Source organism: Desulfobacterales bacterium (genome assembly GCA_034520365.1).
GTDB lineage: Bacteria > Desulfobacterota > Desulfobacteria > Desulfobacterales > Desulfosalsimonadaceae > M55B175.
In genome coordinates this window covers 23,472-38,193 of record JAXHNP010000004.1, presented here as the reverse complement: position 1 = coordinate 38,193, position 14,722 = coordinate 23,472, and the positions used below count along the sequence as shown (strand labels likewise).

General features: G+C 51.6%; 21 protein-coding genes. 7 read left to right on the top strand and 14 right to left on the bottom strand.

Annotated elements, in window-relative coordinates; translation table 11 throughout:
• The first annotated feature begins 29 nt into the window (after positions 1-29).
• Positions 30-1,853 carry a translational GTPase TypA gene (gene typA / locus U5L07_07230; protein ID MDZ7831528.1) on the top strand — a complete coding sequence of 608 codons (1,824 nt, stop codon included), beginning with the start codon at positions 30-32 and terminating at the stop codon, positions 1,851-1,853.
• 12 nt (positions 1,854-1,865) lie between these two features.
• Here the strand turns inward: typA and U5L07_07225 are convergent, their stop codons facing one another.
• A complete protein-coding gene (locus U5L07_07225) occupies positions 1,866-2,309 on the bottom strand; it encodes a MaoC family dehydratase (GenBank protein MDZ7831527.1) in 444 nt (147 codons plus the stop codon).
• 579 nt (positions 2,310-2,888) lie between these two features.
• Between U5L07_07225 and U5L07_07220 the strand changes: the two genes are divergently transcribed.
• Positions 2,889-3,515 (top strand): HAD family phosphatase, encoded by a 627-nt coding sequence (locus U5L07_07220; protein ID MDZ7831526.1) that lies wholly within the window; start codon positions 2,889-2,891, stop codon positions 3,513-3,515.
• A 32-nt stretch (positions 3,516-3,547) separates the two neighbouring features.
• Here the strand turns inward: U5L07_07220 and U5L07_07215 are convergent, their stop codons facing one another.
• On the bottom strand, positions 3,548-4,063 hold the full coding sequence (locus U5L07_07215) for a hypothetical protein (protein ID MDZ7831525.1): 516 nt from the start codon (positions 4,061-4,063) through the stop codon (positions 3,548-3,550).
• A 325-nt stretch (positions 4,064-4,388) separates the two neighbouring features.
• Between U5L07_07215 and U5L07_07210 the strand changes: the two genes are divergently transcribed.
• Complete coding sequence (locus tag U5L07_07210; protein MDZ7831524.1) at positions 4,389-4,589, top strand: cold-shock protein; 201 nt, start codon at positions 4,389-4,391, stop codon at positions 4,587-4,589.
• A gap of 171 nt (positions 4,590-4,760) precedes the next feature.
• Positions 4,761-5,045, top strand: coding sequence for an RNA-binding protein (locus tag U5L07_07205; protein ID MDZ7831523.1), 285 nt, complete (start codon positions 4,761-4,763; stop codon positions 5,043-5,045).
• A gap of 80 nt (positions 5,046-5,125) precedes the next feature.
• Here the strand turns inward: U5L07_07205 and U5L07_07200 are convergent, their stop codons facing one another.
• From U5L07_07200 to U5L07_07190, 3 genes are read right to left on the bottom strand one after another with little or no spacing between them, the layout of a single operon-like run.
• Positions 5,126-5,980, bottom strand: coding sequence for a thiamine pyrophosphate-dependent enzyme (locus U5L07_07200; GenBank protein ID MDZ7831522.1), 855 nt, complete (start codon positions 5,978-5,980; stop codon positions 5,126-5,128).
• Positions 5,980-7,683: a 2-oxoacid:acceptor oxidoreductase subunit alpha gene (locus U5L07_07195; GenBank protein ID MDZ7831521.1), complete on the bottom strand. Its 1,704-nt coding sequence runs from the start codon at positions 7,681-7,683 to the stop codon at positions 5,980-5,982. The genes U5L07_07200 and U5L07_07195 overlap by 1 nt, the downstream gene beginning before the upstream one ends.
• Positions 7,684-7,700: 17 nt before the next feature.
• The gene (locus tag U5L07_07190; GenBank protein MDZ7831520.1) at positions 7,701-8,693 is read right to left on the bottom strand and encodes a BtrH N-terminal domain-containing protein; all 993 of its coding nucleotides are present in this window, start codon (positions 8,691-8,693) and stop codon (positions 7,701-7,703) included.
• A 27-nt stretch (positions 8,694-8,720) separates the two neighbouring features.
• Between U5L07_07190 and U5L07_07185 the strand changes: the two genes are divergently transcribed.
• Complete coding sequence (locus U5L07_07185; GenBank protein ID MDZ7831519.1) at positions 8,721-8,885, top strand: hypothetical protein; 165 nt, start codon at positions 8,721-8,723, stop codon at positions 8,883-8,885.
• Between the two features lie 118 nt (positions 8,886-9,003).
• Here U5L07_07185 and U5L07_07180 read toward each other — a convergent pair whose 3' ends face one another.
• The 5 genes from U5L07_07180 to U5L07_07160 form a co-directional block, all read right to left on the bottom strand.
• Positions 9,004-9,333, bottom strand: coding sequence for a type II toxin-antitoxin system PemK/MazF family toxin (locus U5L07_07180; protein ID MDZ7831518.1), 330 nt, complete (start codon positions 9,331-9,333; stop codon positions 9,004-9,006).
• Positions 9,321-9,572, bottom strand: coding sequence for an AbrB/MazE/SpoVT family DNA-binding domain-containing protein (locus U5L07_07175; GenBank protein ID MDZ7831517.1), 252 nt, complete (start codon positions 9,570-9,572; stop codon positions 9,321-9,323). The genes U5L07_07180 and U5L07_07175 overlap by 13 nt, the downstream gene beginning before the upstream one ends.
• Positions 9,573-9,705: 133 nt before the next feature.
• On the bottom strand, positions 9,706-11,235 hold the full coding sequence (locus U5L07_07170) for a mechanosensitive ion channel (GenBank protein MDZ7831516.1): 1,530 nt from the start codon (positions 11,233-11,235) through the stop codon (positions 9,706-9,708).
• Positions 11,236-11,555: 320 nt separating this feature from the next.
• Positions 11,556-11,813, bottom strand: a complete 258-nt coding sequence (locus tag U5L07_07165; GenBank protein ID MDZ7831515.1) for a type II toxin-antitoxin system RelE/ParE family toxin — start codon at positions 11,811-11,813, stop codon at positions 11,556-11,558.
• Positions 11,800-12,033, bottom strand: a complete 234-nt coding sequence (locus U5L07_07160) for a CopG family transcriptional regulator (protein MDZ7831514.1) — start codon at positions 12,031-12,033, stop codon at positions 11,800-11,802. The genes U5L07_07165 and U5L07_07160 overlap by 14 nt, the downstream gene beginning before the upstream one ends.
• Before the next feature lie 294 nt (positions 12,034-12,327).
• Between U5L07_07160 and U5L07_07155 the strand changes: the two genes are divergently transcribed.
• Both U5L07_07155 and U5L07_07150 read left to right on the top strand, forming a co-directional pair.
• Positions 12,328-12,579 carry a type II toxin-antitoxin system Phd/YefM family antitoxin gene (locus tag U5L07_07155; GenBank protein ID MDZ7831513.1) on the top strand — a complete coding sequence of 84 codons (252 nt, stop codon included), beginning with the start codon at positions 12,328-12,330 and terminating at the stop codon, positions 12,577-12,579.
• A complete protein-coding gene (locus U5L07_07150) occupies positions 12,576-12,842 on the top strand; it encodes a type II toxin-antitoxin system RelE/ParE family toxin (GenBank protein ID MDZ7831512.1) in 267 nt (88 codons plus the stop codon). Before U5L07_07155 ends, U5L07_07150 begins: the two co-directional genes overlap by 4 nt.
• A gap of 17 nt (positions 12,843-12,859) precedes the next feature.
• Here the strand turns inward: U5L07_07150 and U5L07_07145 are convergent, their stop codons facing one another.
• From U5L07_07145 to U5L07_07130, 4 genes are read right to left on the bottom strand one after another with little or no spacing between them, the layout of a single operon-like run.
• Positions 12,860-13,177 carry a hypothetical protein gene (locus U5L07_07145; GenBank protein ID MDZ7831511.1) on the bottom strand — a complete coding sequence of 106 codons (318 nt, stop codon included), beginning with the start codon at positions 13,175-13,177 and terminating at the stop codon, positions 12,860-12,862.
• A gap of 34 nt (positions 13,178-13,211) precedes the next feature.
• On the bottom strand, positions 13,212-13,679 hold the full coding sequence (locus U5L07_07140; GenBank protein ID MDZ7831510.1) for a hypothetical protein: 468 nt from the start codon (positions 13,677-13,679) through the stop codon (positions 13,212-13,214).
• A gap of 45 nt (positions 13,680-13,724) precedes the next feature.
• Positions 13,725-13,958, bottom strand: a complete 234-nt coding sequence (locus U5L07_07135) for a hypothetical protein (GenBank protein MDZ7831509.1) — start codon at positions 13,956-13,958, stop codon at positions 13,725-13,727.
• 37 nt (positions 13,959-13,995) lie between these two features.
• Positions 13,996-14,712: a succinate dehydrogenase iron-sulfur subunit gene (locus U5L07_07130; protein ID MDZ7831508.1), complete on the bottom strand. Its 717-nt coding sequence runs from the start codon at positions 14,710-14,712 to the stop codon at positions 13,996-13,998.
• Positions 14,713-14,722: the final 10 nt, after the last annotated feature.

Genomic DNA, 14,722 nt, shown 5'->3' with positions numbered 1-14,722 from the left:
GTAGAAAATTATTTGCAAGGAAAAAAGTATTGAAGAAAGAAAATGCCCGATTAAGAAATATCGCCATTATCGCCCACGTGGATCACGGCAAAACCACCCTGGTGGATGCCATGTTTCGCCAGAGCGGCCTTTTCCGGGACGGCCAGGAGGTTGACGAGCGGATCATGGACAACATGGACCTCGAACGGGAACGCGGCATCACCATTGCCGCCAAAAACTGCTCTGTGGCCTGGCACGGGATCACCATCAACATGATCGACACCCCGGGCCACGCAGACTTCGGCGGCGAGGTAGAGCGCGCCCTTTCCATGGCCGACGGCGCCCTTTTGCTGGTGGACGCTGCGGAAGGCCCGCTGCCGCAAACCCGCTTTGTGCTGAAAAAAACCCTGGAAGCCGGGCTTAACATGATTGTGCTGATCAACAAGATCGACAGAAAAGATGCGCGCCCGGAGGCGGTGCTTGATGAAATATATGACCTGTTTATCGATCTCGGGGCAACCGACGAACAGCTTGATTTTCCCTACCTCTATGCCATCGGCAGAGACGGCATTGTTAAAAAGGAACTGGACGAGAAAAGCGACAACCTCCATGTTCTTTTTGACACAATCCTTGAAGAAATCCCGGCCCCGGTCTATGATTTAAAGGAGCCCTTCCAGATGCTGGTGGCGGATCTCGGCTATTCGGACTACCTGGGCCGCCTGGCGGTTGGCAAGGTCACCAACGGCCACGTGAAATCCCGGGACAGCCTGATATGCATCAACAAGGAGAACCGCCAGATCCCGCTCAAGGTATCCAAGCTCCAGACCTACCAGGGCACCTCCCTGCGGCCGGTCGAATCGGCAGAACCGGGCGACATTATTATCCTCTCCGGCATTGAAGATGTGGAAATCGGAGACACCATCTGCACCGATGCCTCGCCCAAGGCGCTTGCCCGGATTAACGTGGATGAGCCGACCATATCCATGGAATTTACCATCAGTGACTCGCCGTTTAGCGGCAAAGAAGGGAAATACGTTCAGGCGGCCAAGATAAAGGAGCGCCTTCTCAAGGAGACACTTAAGAATGTCGCGATCCAGCTTGAGTTGACTGACACCCGGGACCGGTTTACCGTTAAGGGCCGGGGTGAATTCCAGTTTGCCATCCTGATTGAAACCATGCGGCGCGAAAACTTCGAATTCTGTGTGGGCCGGCCCAAAGTCATCTATAAACACGAAAACGGCAGGCTTCTGGAGCCGGTGGAGCATCTGTACGTGGATTGCGAGGCGGACTTCATGGGGATTGTGACCGAAAAGCTATCCATCCGTAAAGGCAAAATGATCAATCTGATCAATAACGGCACAGGCAGAGTGCAAATGGAATTCTCGGTGCCGGCAAGGGCGCTTATCGGCTACCGCGACGAATTTCTCACCGATACCAAGGGAACGGGGATCCTTAATTCAAACTTTGCCGGATACGATGAATACCGGGGCGATTTTCTCAGCCGGTTTACCGGCTCGCTGGTTGCTGACAGGCAGGGATATGCGGTGCCGTTTGCCCTGTTTAATCTCGAGGCGCGCGGCGAGCTTTTCATAACGCCCGGAACAGCCTGCTATGAAGGCATGGTAATTGGCGAGCACAACCGCGAGGTGGATGTCAACGTCAATCCCTGCAAAGAGAAAAAGCTGAGCAACGTGCGGGCGGCCGGAAAAGATGACGCGGTCATTCTAACCCCCGTCAGGCCGATGACCATTGAGCGGGCCATCAATTTTATCCGTGATGATGAATTGGTCGAAATTACGCCAAAATCGATCCGAATCCGTAAAACGGTGCTGCCGGCGGGGCAAAGGCGTGAGCGCCTCAGCCGTTCGGCCTGAGTTGTATGCAAACTATACCAGGCTTTGCATGATCTCCCTTTCTGGCCCGCCCGGCAGAATGCCTTTTAAGACACCCTGAATCACGACCACACCATTCTGATTGGTGTATTCGGCGGTGGCTCTTGCCCGGCCCTTCTCGTCAACATCGGTTATCTCGAAATCACAGGTTATGGTATCGCCGAAATAGACCGGCTTTTTGTAGTTAAACCGCATCTCCGAGGCGAGCCACCCGATCTGTCCGCCGATTTCCGAGATCATGGCCGCCACCAGCAGGCCGTGGCAGACCGGCCCATTGTAGCCCTTGACCGTGGTGAACCGGTTATCAAAATGGACCGGATTGTAGTCCCGGGTGATGTCAGCAAACCGCTTAACATCATCCTCAGTGAAGGTTCGTGTAATGGAAAACCGGTCGCCGGCAGCCAATCCATCAATGGCTTTTCTGCGAATATGCGTCATGCCCCTTGATCCCATAATTCCGTCTTAATCTTAATCTTACTCTGCATCAGGACTATATTTAATAATAAATTTAATATTTTAAGTGGTTGCGCGATCATGCGCCTAAGTGTTTAAAAAAAAATCGACACTTGCCCCAAGATCCGAATATTGCGCACTTTATCACCAAAATCATACAGGAAGAAATAATTTTGTGCATTAAAAACAGGCCTTGCCGGGCAGTCTTTTGTTTAGAGTAAGAGTAAGATTAAGATTAAGAGTAAGACGACTCAAATTTTACTTTCTGAAAAGGCTGCCCTTTCCAAAACTCCGCCGGCGATCGAACTTCACGGCTAATTTGTTCTAACCGCAAAGCCCATCACCACAGTCCTGTTAACGGACAGACAGTCGGCACGGTGGCCGACTCTACGACGCATGTCGCCGTAGGGCAGGCCACCGTGCCTGCCTAAAAAAGACAGAACAAATTTACCTTGGATCGAACTTAAGCTCCGGTTGCAAATGGCGGGCGAATCGGCTATGAATGCTTGAGCCACATTTGAAACAAGACCGTCAATCCGTTTTAAACCCAAGGTGTGCATTTATATGCCAATCAAAGCCGTTATTTTTGATCTGGGCGGGGTGATTCTCGACTCGCCCATGGAAATTTTTGCCGCGTTTGAAAAAGCGCACGGACTGCCGGAAAACTTTTTAAACCGCCTGATTGTGGAAAGCGGCCAGGATGGCCCCTGGGCGCGCCTGGAACGTGGGGAACTCACCCTGGATGCGTTTTTTGACGCATTTGACGCAGAAATCCGCAATGCCGGCGCAGATATTTCCAGCCGCAAGCTAATGGCTGCGGTAAATAATTTTGCCAATGTGAGGCCCGAAATGCTAAAGGCCGTCCGGCAGCTTCGCAAATCCGGGTATCTCTTGGCCGCGCTAACTAACAACTGGCTTATGGATGATGGCAAAACCTCCACCGGCCTGGAGATGCTTAAAGCCGAATTCGATGTATTTATTGAATCAAGCCGGGCCGGCGTGGCCAAACCGGATCCGAATATCTACGAAATGGTGCTCCGGGAACTGGGTGTGCGGGCCGAAGCCGCCGTTTTTCTGGATGACATCGGCAGAAACCTGAAACCCGCCCGGCAGATGGGGATGACCACCATTAAGGTCGCCTCCGCGGAACAGGCCCTGGCCGAACTGGACCGCGTGCTGGGCCGTTCATGACCTTCCGCCAGGTTTGACGGCTTCGCAGAACCTCAAGGCGAATTCCTGCAGATATTTTCCTCAATATATTCCATAAGCTTAAACAGCCAGTAGACATCCACCCCGGCCCGGTGCTGCCGGGTTTCGCAGCACTCAAATGAGCAGACGAATTCGTTGTAAGTTTGGCAGTGGGCCGCGGCATTGATCATGTGCTTTAGATAGACATTTAAATCCTGGATGCGGATCACTGACGGATCATATCCGGAATCCGAGAGCAGGCGGTTCTTCCAGCGGGTATCATATTTCGGCTCATCAGAGTAGACATCCCGGCCGGAAAGCGCTTCAACCATCTGCGCGGCCACCTGCCGGGGATCCATCCCGTTTCGCCGCAGCTCCTCCCGCGTGATACCATGGAATTCATAGCTTTGAGGGTTCCAGTCCGTCCAGCCGGCCATGTAATCCGGATTCAGCAGAAAGGATTTAATGGAATCCGGCCCATCCCCCCAGGCCACCTCAATGGGGTAAGAATTTTTCAGCAGGCTGGAGGCCTCGAAATCGATAATGATCATATGGTTTATCCCCTGCCTTTTTAAATTCATTCCTTTTTTTTATCATTTTCGATCATGAATCAATAGGTTAAAATGCATACGGAAAAGCTTAAAACCATTTAACCGGGGAGGTAAAAATGGCAGATCTACTAAAGCAATGATTTTTTCATGAAAGCCCTAATTATTATCTTGCTTTCATTCTGAAATATGTTATTGTAGGTTGAACTCAGTCAGGCCCCGCGGGCAATTGGCGGGGCGGTTTTTTTCTGAAGGAACATATCTTTTCAGTATGTGACATCCTCCAGAATAAAAATTTGAGCATTTTATAGAAAGGAGGATGTGTTTCATGGCCAACGGAACAGTTAAGTGGTTTAACGATCAAAAAGGGTTCGGCTTCATCGAGCAGGAAGACGGGCCCGATGTCTTTGTTCACCATTCAGCAATCAACGCGACCGGCTTTAAAAGCCTGAACGAAGGCGACAAAGTGACCTTTGACATCGAGCAGGGGCAAAAAGGTCCAGCTGCGGTCAACGTCACTGTCAGCTAAATTCTAATTTTCCTGTTAAGAAGGGCATGCCGCTGGCAAACAGCGGCATGCCCTTTTACTTATCCGGTCACATTTCCAGCCCCACACAAAGCAGCAATTTGCGCAAATGGCCGCGGTCATTTGCTTGCAGCGATATCGCCATTCGCCTCGGAAAGAGGCAAGGAGTTTTGTATGAATATTTATATCGGCAACTTATCCTATGGCACCACGGAAGATGCCCTGAAATCCCTGTTTGATGAATTCGGCGAAGTCGAGAATGTAAAAATCATCAAGGACCGTCACAGCGGCCGGTCTAAAGGCTTCGGATTTCTGGAAATGCCAAGCAATTCGGAAGCCGATCAGGCCATTAAAGCCTTGAATGGCAGCCGCTTGGACGGGTTTACCATCAAAGTCAATCCCGCGGACCCGGGCGGCAAAAAAAAGCCCAAACGCAACTCCAGGCGGCGGAACTTCTGATTTAGAAACCAGCAGCATCTGCTGAACGGTTTAAAAGCCCTGTGCTTCCAATTTTGGACGCACAGGGCTTTTTCTTTTTTTTACGCACCGGAAATCACCCCCTGCACTCTCCCCGCATCACGGGGGCGATCCAGAAGCGGCCCGGATTTCAATTCCGGCAGCCGGTCCGTAAAGGATTCGGTCTCTTTTTGGTAAAAAATGCCGATTGGGATCCGATCGCCCCAAATCTGAGTGTTTTCAAGGGCCTGGTGCCAGTCATCCCTCGGATATTCGGACGCGTCCATTTCATACACCCGCTTATTGTAAAATTCGGTGGTGTTTACACGGTTAAAAGACACGCAGACCTGCAGGATATCGATCAAGGCAAAGCCCCGGTAGCGCATCCCTTCCTGGATCAAATAACTCAAGTGATCCATTTTTCCGTTGTAGCCGCGGGCCACAAACCCCGCGCCCTGGGATATGGCCAGGGCCAGTGGATTCAAACCCTCGCCGGTCACCCCATGCGGCTGGGCTTTGGTGACAAACCCGTGGACGGAAGTCGGCGACGCCTGCCCCTTGGTAAGCCCGTAGACCATATTGTTATGCACCAGAAGTGTGACATCGATGTTTCTGCGGATGGCGGCGAGCAGGTGGTTGCCGCCTTCGCCGTAGCAGTCCCCGTCGCCCATGCTGACCAGAATATTTAGATCATGGCTGGCGAGCTTGGCGCCGGTGGCCACGGGCAGGGCCCGGCCGTGCAGGCCGTGGAAATAATTGCATTTCAGAAAATGCGGGGTTTTGCCGGCCTGACCGATGCCGGAGACAATCAGCAACTGCTCCGGCGGCAGATCCTGTTCCGCCAAAGCCTTTTTCATGGCATTTAAGATGCCGAAATTGCCGCACCCCGGGCACCACTTGTTTTCATAATCGCAGTCATATGTCTTGACATCAGTCATTACAGATCCTCCATCATATTTTTTACTTCTGCCGCAATATCAATCGGCATAAAAGGTCGGCCGTCATATTTCACAATCGATCGCTCAAAGGTTAACCCGGTTTGCTCCCGGATCAGCCGGCCCAGCTGGGAGGAAGCATTTAACTCCACTGTGAAAAACCGATCCGCTTTGGAAAGCGCTTTCTGCGCATGCGCTTTTGGAAACGGCCACAAATCCGAAAATATCAGGGCGCCGACATCATAATCTTCATTCCGCAGCATATCCACGGCCTCCCGAATGGTCGCGTCAGTTGAGCCCCACCCCACCAAAAGCGTCTCGCTGTCACCAAAATATTCGGCCGGCGGGGTCATTTCCTCAAGCATGGCCGCAGTTTTTCCGTTTCGTTTGTTCACCATGTGATTCCGATCCGAAATGGCCTCGCTGATGTGACCGTCCTCGCTGTGCTCATTGGCGGTCACCGTGACCCGGGCCTTGCCCCGGCAGGGAAGCGCCCGGGGTGAAATCCCGGATTCGCTGAGGGCGAAGCGCTTATATGCGGCAGGCTCCGCCATGTCCGCATCACTTACCAGGAACCGCTCGACCTGCTCCGGCGCGGTCATGGGCTCGGAGGCGATAAACAGGGAATCATTGAAGTATTGATCCACCAGGATAATCACCGGCACCTGATATTTTTCCGCCAGGTGAAATCCCCTGACCACCGTGTCAAAGGCATGATTGATGGATGTGGGCGCCAAAACGAACCGGGGGAATTCATCCTGTGAGGCGTGGATCACAAACTGGAGATCCCCCTGGCCGGTCCGCGTGGGTAGGCCGGTGGCCGGGCCGGGCCGCTGGGCATTGATCATCACTATCGGTGTTTCGGTTATCGCGGCAAGGCCCAATCCTTCGGTCATAAGCGAAAAACCCCCGCCCGAGGTCGCGGTCATGGATCGGACGCCGGCAAAGGCGCCGCCGATAACCATATTCATGGCGGCAATTTCGCCCTCCGCCTGCTCCACCACGAGCGGCAGCTGATCCGTGAATTCGGCCAGATTGACCATAATCCCTGTAGCCGGGGACATGGGATAAAATGCCGCCAGGCGGCAGTCAGCCGCCAACGCCCCCAAAGCAAGCGCGCGGGCACCGGAAAGCAATTGCCCCCTGGGCGCCTGATCCGGCCAGTCGATCCGCCAGTCGACGGTTTCCTCACGGACCGCGTCATAGCCATTGCGGGCGGCGTTGATGTTGTTTTCCAGCACCGACGCCTTTTGCCCGAAGCGTTCCTTTAACACCGCCTCAAGAATCGATTCCGGCGCCCCCATGAGCGCCAGGCAGGCACCGGCCGCCACCGCGTTGGTCATGATTTTCCCGCCCGCGTCCTTGGCCATCCGGGTAAAGGGAACCGCCAGCACATTTTCTTCACCGGTCGCCTCTGACTGGTCCACAAGAACTTTGCCATTCTCAGCTACTGCCTCGCGATGCCGGTCATAAGTTTCCTGATTCAAACACACCAGGAGATGGATTTGGTGATACGGCGCTGCCACCGGCTGATCGCTTATCCGGATCTGCATGAAACTATGGCCCCCGCGGATACGGGACTCAAAATCATTGACCGCCATTAAATACAGGCCGGATTGGTGGCAGGCGCCGGCCAGTAAATCGCCGACCGTCTGGATTCCCTGGCCGGCGGATCCGCCGATGGTTACGGTGATGTCAATGGACATGGTATTCGCTCCTCTTTTCATCTATTATTGGATAATTTTTGACAAACCGTTTGATGGTAGGCGGATTCCGCCTGAATCACCGCATCAATTTTCTCTGCCGCCCCGCTAAAATCCGGTTCATCTTTTCCAGAGGCGGATTTAAAGGCCGCAGCCAGTTCCTGCCAGGCCCGGCCTGTACCGCGCATCATCTCGGACAGGCCGAGATCCATGATTTCCGGGACGTATCGGGCGGCCTCCGCCAGAAAATCCGCATACATCAGCCGGAATGCCCCGCCCCCGGTCCCCCGCTTCTCGATCACCTGATAGGCAAACCGGCAGGTCCAGGGCCAGTCGTCAAAATTCCGCCAAAGCGGCAATTCCGCCCGCATCCTCTCAAGCGCCCGGAGCCCCATATTATCGGATATATCCTGGGTAAGCGCCCGGCTGTTTTCAAGCACCGCCCCCCGGATCAAACCGGGCATATCCGGCGGCACATGAACCGAGCCCGGAGCATACAAGTTGCCGCGAAGGTCGAATATGGGATTTCGGAAAAACCGGGCCTTGCGCATATCTTCAAATGGGACCAAAAGAATGTCGGAAAACCCGGTATCTGTGATGAAAAATACTTTTTCACCCGGATCATAGCCCCACACGGTGACCAAATGTCCGGGAAAATGCGGGTTGCCGCTGTAATGGGGAAGGTAATAGATATCCGTCTGGATGACCGCCGGGCGGCCGTTGTCCAGATGGCGGCACAGGGCCGCCTCGCCCGCCGCCGGATCATCGGTCTGCTCCCATTCAAACGGCAGGCCCATGCGGCTGAAAAACCGCGCCTCAATATCCAGTGACCGAACATGGATCATCCGGGAGGCGGGCAGGCCCTCAAAATCAAGATACCAGATGCCAAGTCCCGCGCCGAGGCCGAAGCACATGGCCTCGGAAAATTGAACCCCGTGATAATTGACCAGATCCCGGATCCCGGTGCTCGCACAATGGCGGCCGGGCCGGTGGGTGACGGTAAGCTGTATCAATGATTCAAGCCCTTCCTCTGATTTTCCATGGCATCTCGCCATATACGCCTGAAATGCCTGCGGTCCTTTCCGGATTCGGGGCTGCCCGCCCTTCCCCAGGTGGACATTTCGCTTCACGTGTCGAAAACCCGGGCGGTTGAGGCGGTATCCGTATTTGCGGACTACCTCAGCCAGAGCCTTAAAAACTGTTAAGAAGCACATCAAAATTTCGACTGCCGCATATTTTTTTGCACCGCCGGCTGCGTTAACCGTGGAGTTCGCACCGGGATGTTTGCAGCCATATCCTCTTTTTCCGGGTTGGGTCTGTAAATTAAAATGCAAAAAGCCTCTGAAGTACTGAAATAACTTCCAATTGGTCCTTTGATTTTATTGTGCCAAGCTTCTTCATAAGCCGTGCCTTGTCTATTGTTCGAAGCTGATCTAATACAATTTGTCCCTTTTTCTTTTGAAAAGTGCAGGAAACACGGGTGGGATATTCTTTCGTGGCAGAGGTTATCGGGGCAATAATCACAGTCCGAATATTGCGATTCATTTCTTCGGGAGAGATCACCAGGCAAGGTCTGGTCTTTTTAATTTCTGAGCCTATGGTAGGATCAAGATTGACCAAATAAACATCAAAACGATTCACTACCATTGCCATTCTTCTTCATCCCATGAATGCGAAATGTGCTCATCAACTATCGGTTCGTCATCACTCCTTTCCCCCATCATTTTGAAAGCGGCATCCCATCCCGCACGAACGTTTTTGACGGGTCGAATGATGATTTTGTTCTCCTCGACCTCAATTTCAACATCTTCCATAATGCCGGTTTGATCAAGAATGGGCTTTGGTATACGCAGGCCCTGGGAATTACCAATTTTAATTACACGTGCTCTCATTGGATTTCTCCTCCTTCGCCATTCAATGTATACACATTGTAATTACCCGATATAATAAATCAAGTCTTAAATGCGAAAGACCCAACGCCGGAAGTTTTTCCGCCGTCCGCAAAGTGCCGTTGGTTCGCGGTTTCTAATCAAATTTACGGTTCTCATCCTTGACCTCGATCCGGGCGGGCGGGGCCTCGCCCTGCTTATTGACACCGAAATAGACCGTATGGTGCGGGTATGGGATCTCGATGCCCAGTTCGTCAAACCGGTTTTTGATTCGCCGGCGGAAATCCCGTTCCAGGCGCCAGCGCAAGAAGGGCTGGGTCTTGAAACGCGTTCGCACCACTACGGACGAGTCGCCCAATTCGATCAACCCCAGTATCTGCAGCTCGCCCAAGATGCCTGCGTTTATCTCCGGGTCCTGCCGCATCTCGTCTGCCACCTGCTTGACCACGGAGACGACCTCGTCGATATTCTCCCGGTACGCAAACCCCACCTCCACCACCGCATATCCGAAATTCCGGGTCTGGTTGGTGATTGAGACCACGGAGCTCCAGGGCACGGTGTGGAGGTTGCCGTAGATATCGCGCACCATGACGTGCCGAATCGTCAGGCCCTCAACCTGACCGTCATGGCCGCCCAGAATAACCCAGTCATCCAGGTTAATGGTGTTTTCCAGAAGAACAAAAAAACCGGTCAGCACATCCTTGACCAGGGTCTGGGCGCCAAACCCGATAGCCAGGCCGACAATGCCGGCCCCTGCCAGCAGCGGGGCGATATTGATTCCCAACTCCGCAAGAATGACCAGCCCCGTTATTACACAGAGCACCGCCCAAAGCCCGCTTCGAATCAGCGGCAGCACGGTCTGCAGCCGCCGGTCCCATACCCCGCCCAGATTAAATTTGGCCATATGCCGGTACAGCATGCGGTTGATGACCTCCCAGGCCGCATAGGCAATTGTCACCACGAATATGATGCTTAAGAGGCTTGCCAGGATTGTCCGGCCCGGGCCGGTGGACAACAGGACATACATATCGACTCCCCAGGTGAAGAGCAGCCCTGAGGCCAGTGCCAGCCCGAAAATAATTCCCGCAAGCAGCTTTAGCGCCCAGCCGGAGCGTACCCGCGGAAGAATATAACCCTTCACCAGCCGCCAAAAAAAATATACGGCGACAATCAAAAACAGGCTGATGCCCACCCGCTTTGCCAGGGTCAACAGGGCCGTCGGGGAGGTCAGGGTGCTCTCCACATAGGCCGCAGCCTGCTGCCCTGTCTCGGTGATCTCCGCCCACAAGGATTCCGCCAAGGGCGCTTTCTCGGCGCTCTCCTCAGCAGGCGTCTCGCCCGGCTGAGAACCCGCCTCCGCGGACTCCAGCCGATCGATCAGCGCCTGCCGTTTCTGGTCATCCTTTAATATTTCCACCAGCCGGTCGATATCACTCGTACCGCTTTCAGACGCGGAAGCCGTCGGTTGGGACGGAACCGGATCGGCTGCCAGGGCCGCTGCCCCCATCTGGCCGCTACCGGCGGCAAACAGGCACAAAAAAAGAAATGCCAGAATCGTCTTTCTGGCACTCAGATTACGCATTCTCTTGGCTTTTAACATTTTGGTTCCCAACCGCCTTCTGATGTTTTTCATCCCCTGCCCGGCCATTTTTCCGCTGGCGGTCATGACAGATCCCCTCTGCCAATGACCCGTGATTTTGTTGATTTTGGGGTCGGGCCAAGCTAACTTGCTGCATTTTTGACAGTTTAATTCCCAACACAGGTACTTACGGCTTCTATTTCGCTCTTTTTGGCCCCAAAACAATCGATATAGGATCAGTGCCGTTTTGCTCTCGCCATATCTATAATGCCCTTTTTGGCCTCCAAAAGTGCAATATAGCACTCATATAAGCGGCACATTATTGTTAATATCAAATTTTTCGAATCAGTTAACGTGGCCCGACCCCATTTCACCATTTCAGACCCGAGTGAATTTGCTGGTTCGCGTCAGATATACACGCTTTTACGATGACCAACTTTCACAATCCAAATAGTAAGTTCGTCATCCTGAATTGAGTATAATATCCTGTAATTGACATATCGCAGACGATATTTTTCCTGACCACTGAGCTTTTTACACCCAGGCTGACGAGGGTTATCACCGAGAGATTCAATACAGGCGAGTATTTTTGTTAAATCTTTATCCGGTAGCTGCTTAAAATCTTTCCAAACCGAATTTTTGAAAAATATTTTATATGCGGCCATCTTTTTTAAGGCTCTTGATCATTTGTTCATAACTGATCAATGGCTCATCAGCTCTTTCATCAAATGCGGCAAGATCTTCAGCATCCTCGGCAAATACTTCTTTCAAAGCTTCATTAATTATCTCAGACATTGACCGTGATGTTTCAACAGCTTTAAGGCGCAATGCTTTATGTAATACCGGATCTAAATAGATGGTTGAGCGTTTTGACAGTGTCGCCATATTTTCACCTCCAATTTGTTTGTATAACATTATAACATCATAATGCTTAAGCGTCAATCTTTTGGAAGCGAACGTGTGAGCTGTGGAGCCGGGAAACAAGAGTTCCAAGCTAATCTTTAAAGCTATAAACCTTCATCAGCCGATGCTTCGGGAAAAACCGACGGCTTTTCCCGGTCCACCACAAGCGAATGGTTATAACGCCAGTGCAATATGATCATTGTTTTTTTGACATTATATGTTTTTATTTTTACAATATGTACAAAATGAACATTTTATACATTTGAGGTACTTATTATGATTAACAAAATCACAACTGCTGAGGCTAGGAAAAAATTTTCCAACATTATCAATAGAGTCGCTTTTGGGGATGAATCCTTTGTTTTAACCCGTAGGGGAGAGCCGATTGCCGCTCTTGTTTCTTTGAAGGAGCTTAAACTTTTGCAGGAGATAGAGGACCAGATTGACATTGAGGATGCGTGGGAGGCAAAAAAAGAGCCTGGAGAGCCAATCCCCTGGGATGAGTTGAAAAAGGATCTCGGATTTTGAATTATCGTATTGAGGTCAAGAGGTCTGCGGCAAAAGCGCTTAAGAAAATACCACAAGCTGATAAAAAACGCATAGCTGATAAAATCGACAGCTTGGCGGAAGATATGCCAAATCCTGATACAACCAAAATGAAGGGCAATAATCCTTTTCACAGAATCCGTGTTGGAAATTATCGAATAATCTATGAAATCCAAGAAGATGTCCTCTTAATTCTGATTGTGAAAATCGGTCACCGCAAAGATATATATCGCAATCTCACCTGAATCTTCCTTTTTTGCGTTCAATCGCCTGCATCGGCTTGTTCTACGGCCTCGATTATGCCTGCTTCCTGCAATGCGCTAAACAGCTTGCTCCCGACCTCCGCGCAGTCGTCTTGTCCGAAACCCTCGGGATGAAATGCCTCCGTGAACACTTCAGAAACGACCGCTGACGCGTCGAAGGCAGAGTGAATCCGGCCAACCCGTCCGACGATCTGGAGGATTTCCCGATCCCATTCGTCATCGGGGGCACCGCCCTCAAGAAGGTGGTACGGGTCCCACCCGTGAATCACTTTCCTCACGATAAGCTCGATTCGTTTCCACTGTGGCCAGTCAGTCATCTCTCTTCCCGCAGAATGATATGATCTCTTGCCTTTATGGAGCGCCAGCGGAATAGTGGTCAGGCGCATCAATATGTTCGGGCATGAATTTATTAATAGCTTTCAGTTTCTTTTCCTGCGACTGGTTCCATACATAATAGCGGGAATAGGCTTTTTCAAGATTTGGATTGCCTGATTTTGAAAATCTCAGTACTCTATTTTTTCCTTTTCCCCTCTGATAATATACAGTCTGACGTGATACCATATTAAGATCATGAAGGTGAAAGCCGATAATGCGAAGAATTCGATTGGCTTTAGAAAGACTGCCCTCAAAAACTTGTTCAAGATAAGGGACTTGCCCTTTTCGCCACGCTTCATAATTTTTTTTGGAAAGATTGCCCATTTCAATAAGGATGTCCGAGGGGGCAACTACATCTGCACAGGCCAAGATTTCCCCAACCGCCTTCACTACGCGAGGGTAGTATTTGTCCTTCCTGTAAGTATTGACTGTAATTTGCTTCATTTTCTTTCATTGAATCTGAATAGAGAAAGGATATAGAAAATCAGATCAAAAGGGCAATTCCCAGACCCGCACTCCATTGAAATTTTCTGAATCTAGATCTGGCGAATCCATTATCCCTTGATGCAGTTCCACTCTTTTGAACGGTATGTCCAATTTGCTCTCACCCCATTGATAGCCGGTTTTTTTGGCAAATTTTTCATCATCCGTCTCGACTATCAAGTATCCCACCGGTTCATCTGATTCCGAGACAAATTTCAAAGATATTGCTTTCGGTTTCACCAATCATCTCCTTCTGAACTTTTACCCGAATTACGATTTATTCCGGGTCCTGATAGGCAGTGATCTTTTGCTTGGTTTCATTGATCAGCTTGGTGACTTTGATACCCCGGGGGCAAGCTTTCGTGCATTCAAAATGGTTCTGGCACGGCCAGACGCCATCCGGCGCATTTAACACCGACAGACGCTCTTCAAATCCCTTATCCCGGCTGTCCTTATTAAACCGGGCGGCCTGGGCGATGGCTGCCGGCCCCAGAAACCGGGGATTATCCTGGGGGATGGGGCATGCGGAGAAACAAGCGGCGCATAGAATGCAGTTGGTTGGATTATCAAAGGCCTTGCGCTCCTCCGGCGACTGGATACGCTCTTTTTCCGCCACCGGCTCATCATTTATCAGGTATGGTTTGACCGACCGGTATCTTTCGAAAAACTTCTCCTGATCCACAATCAGATCCCGCTGGACCGTGAAATACCGGAGCGGTTCGATGGCGACCACCGCGCCGTCGGATTCCGCCACGTCCCGGACCAGGGTTTTGCACGCCAGGCGGTCTTTGCCGTTTATCCGCATGGCGTCTGATCCGCAGACCCCGTGGGCGCAGCTTTTTCGAAATCCCAGGGTGCCGTCATCATGCTGCTTGATATACATCAGGAGATCCAGCACCCGGTCGGTGGGCTCGGCGGAAACGGTGTATTCCTGATCATAGGGGCGTTGATCGGTTTCCGGATTGAATCGTTTGATTTTCAGGGTAATTTGCATCGCAGTTCCT

Excerpts from the sequence above, each read along its gene's own strand:
- U5L07_07225 (MDZ7831527.1), bottom strand. The coding sequence starts at position 2,309 with ATGACGCATATTCGCAGAAAAGCCATTGATGGATTGGCTGCCGGCGAC.
- U5L07_07220 (MDZ7831526.1), top strand. The coding sequence starts at position 2,889 with ATGCCAATCAAAGCCGTTATTTTTGATCTGGGCGGGGTGATTCTCGAC.
- U5L07_07215 (MDZ7831525.1), bottom strand. The coding sequence starts at position 4,063 with ATGATCATTATCGATTTCGAGGCCTCCAGCCTGCTGAAAAATTCTTAC.
- U5L07_07210 (MDZ7831524.1), top strand. The coding sequence starts at position 4,389 with ATGGCCAACGGAACAGTTAAGTGGTTTAACGATCAAAAAGGGTTCGGC.
- U5L07_07205 (MDZ7831523.1), top strand. The coding sequence starts at position 4,761 with ATGAATATTTATATCGGCAACTTATCCTATGGCACCACGGAAGATGCC.
- U5L07_07200 (MDZ7831522.1), bottom strand. The coding sequence starts at position 5,980 with ATGACTGATGTCAAGACATATGACTGCGATTATGAAAACAAGTGGTGC.
- U5L07_07195 (MDZ7831521.1), bottom strand. The coding sequence starts at position 7,683 with ATGTCCATTGACATCACCGTAACCATCGGCGGATCCGCCGGCCAGGGA.
- U5L07_07185 (MDZ7831519.1), top strand. The coding sequence starts at position 8,721 with ATGGCATCTCGCCATATACGCCTGAAATGCCTGCGGTCCTTTCCGGAT.
- U5L07_07180 (MDZ7831518.1), bottom strand. The coding sequence starts at position 9,333 with ATGGCAATGGTAGTGAATCGTTTTGATGTTTATTTGGTCAATCTTGAT.
- U5L07_07175 (MDZ7831517.1), bottom strand. The coding sequence starts at position 9,572 with ATGAGAGCACGTGTAATTAAAATTGGTAATTCCCAGGGCCTGCGTATA.
- U5L07_07170 (MDZ7831516.1), bottom strand. The coding sequence starts at position 11,235 with ATGACCGCCAGCGGAAAAATGGCCGGGCAGGGGATGAAAAACATCAGA.
- U5L07_07165 (MDZ7831515.1), bottom strand. The coding sequence starts at position 11,813 with ATGGCCGCATATAAAATATTTTTCAAAAATTCGGTTTGGAAAGATTTT.
- U5L07_07160 (MDZ7831514.1), bottom strand. The coding sequence starts at position 12,033 with ATGGCGACACTGTCAAAACGCTCAACCATCTATTTAGATCCGGTATTA.
- U5L07_07155 (MDZ7831513.1), top strand. The coding sequence starts at position 12,328 with ATGATTAACAAAATCACAACTGCTGAGGCTAGGAAAAAATTTTCCAAC.
- U5L07_07145 (MDZ7831511.1), bottom strand. The coding sequence starts at position 13,177 with ATGACTGACTGGCCACAGTGGAAACGAATCGAGCTTATCGTGAGGAAA.
- U5L07_07140 (MDZ7831510.1), bottom strand. The coding sequence starts at position 13,679 with ATGAAGCAAATTACAGTCAATACTTACAGGAAGGACAAATACTACCCT.
- U5L07_07130 (MDZ7831508.1), bottom strand. The coding sequence starts at position 14,712 with ATGCAAATTACCCTGAAAATCAAACGATTCAATCCGGAAACCGATCAA.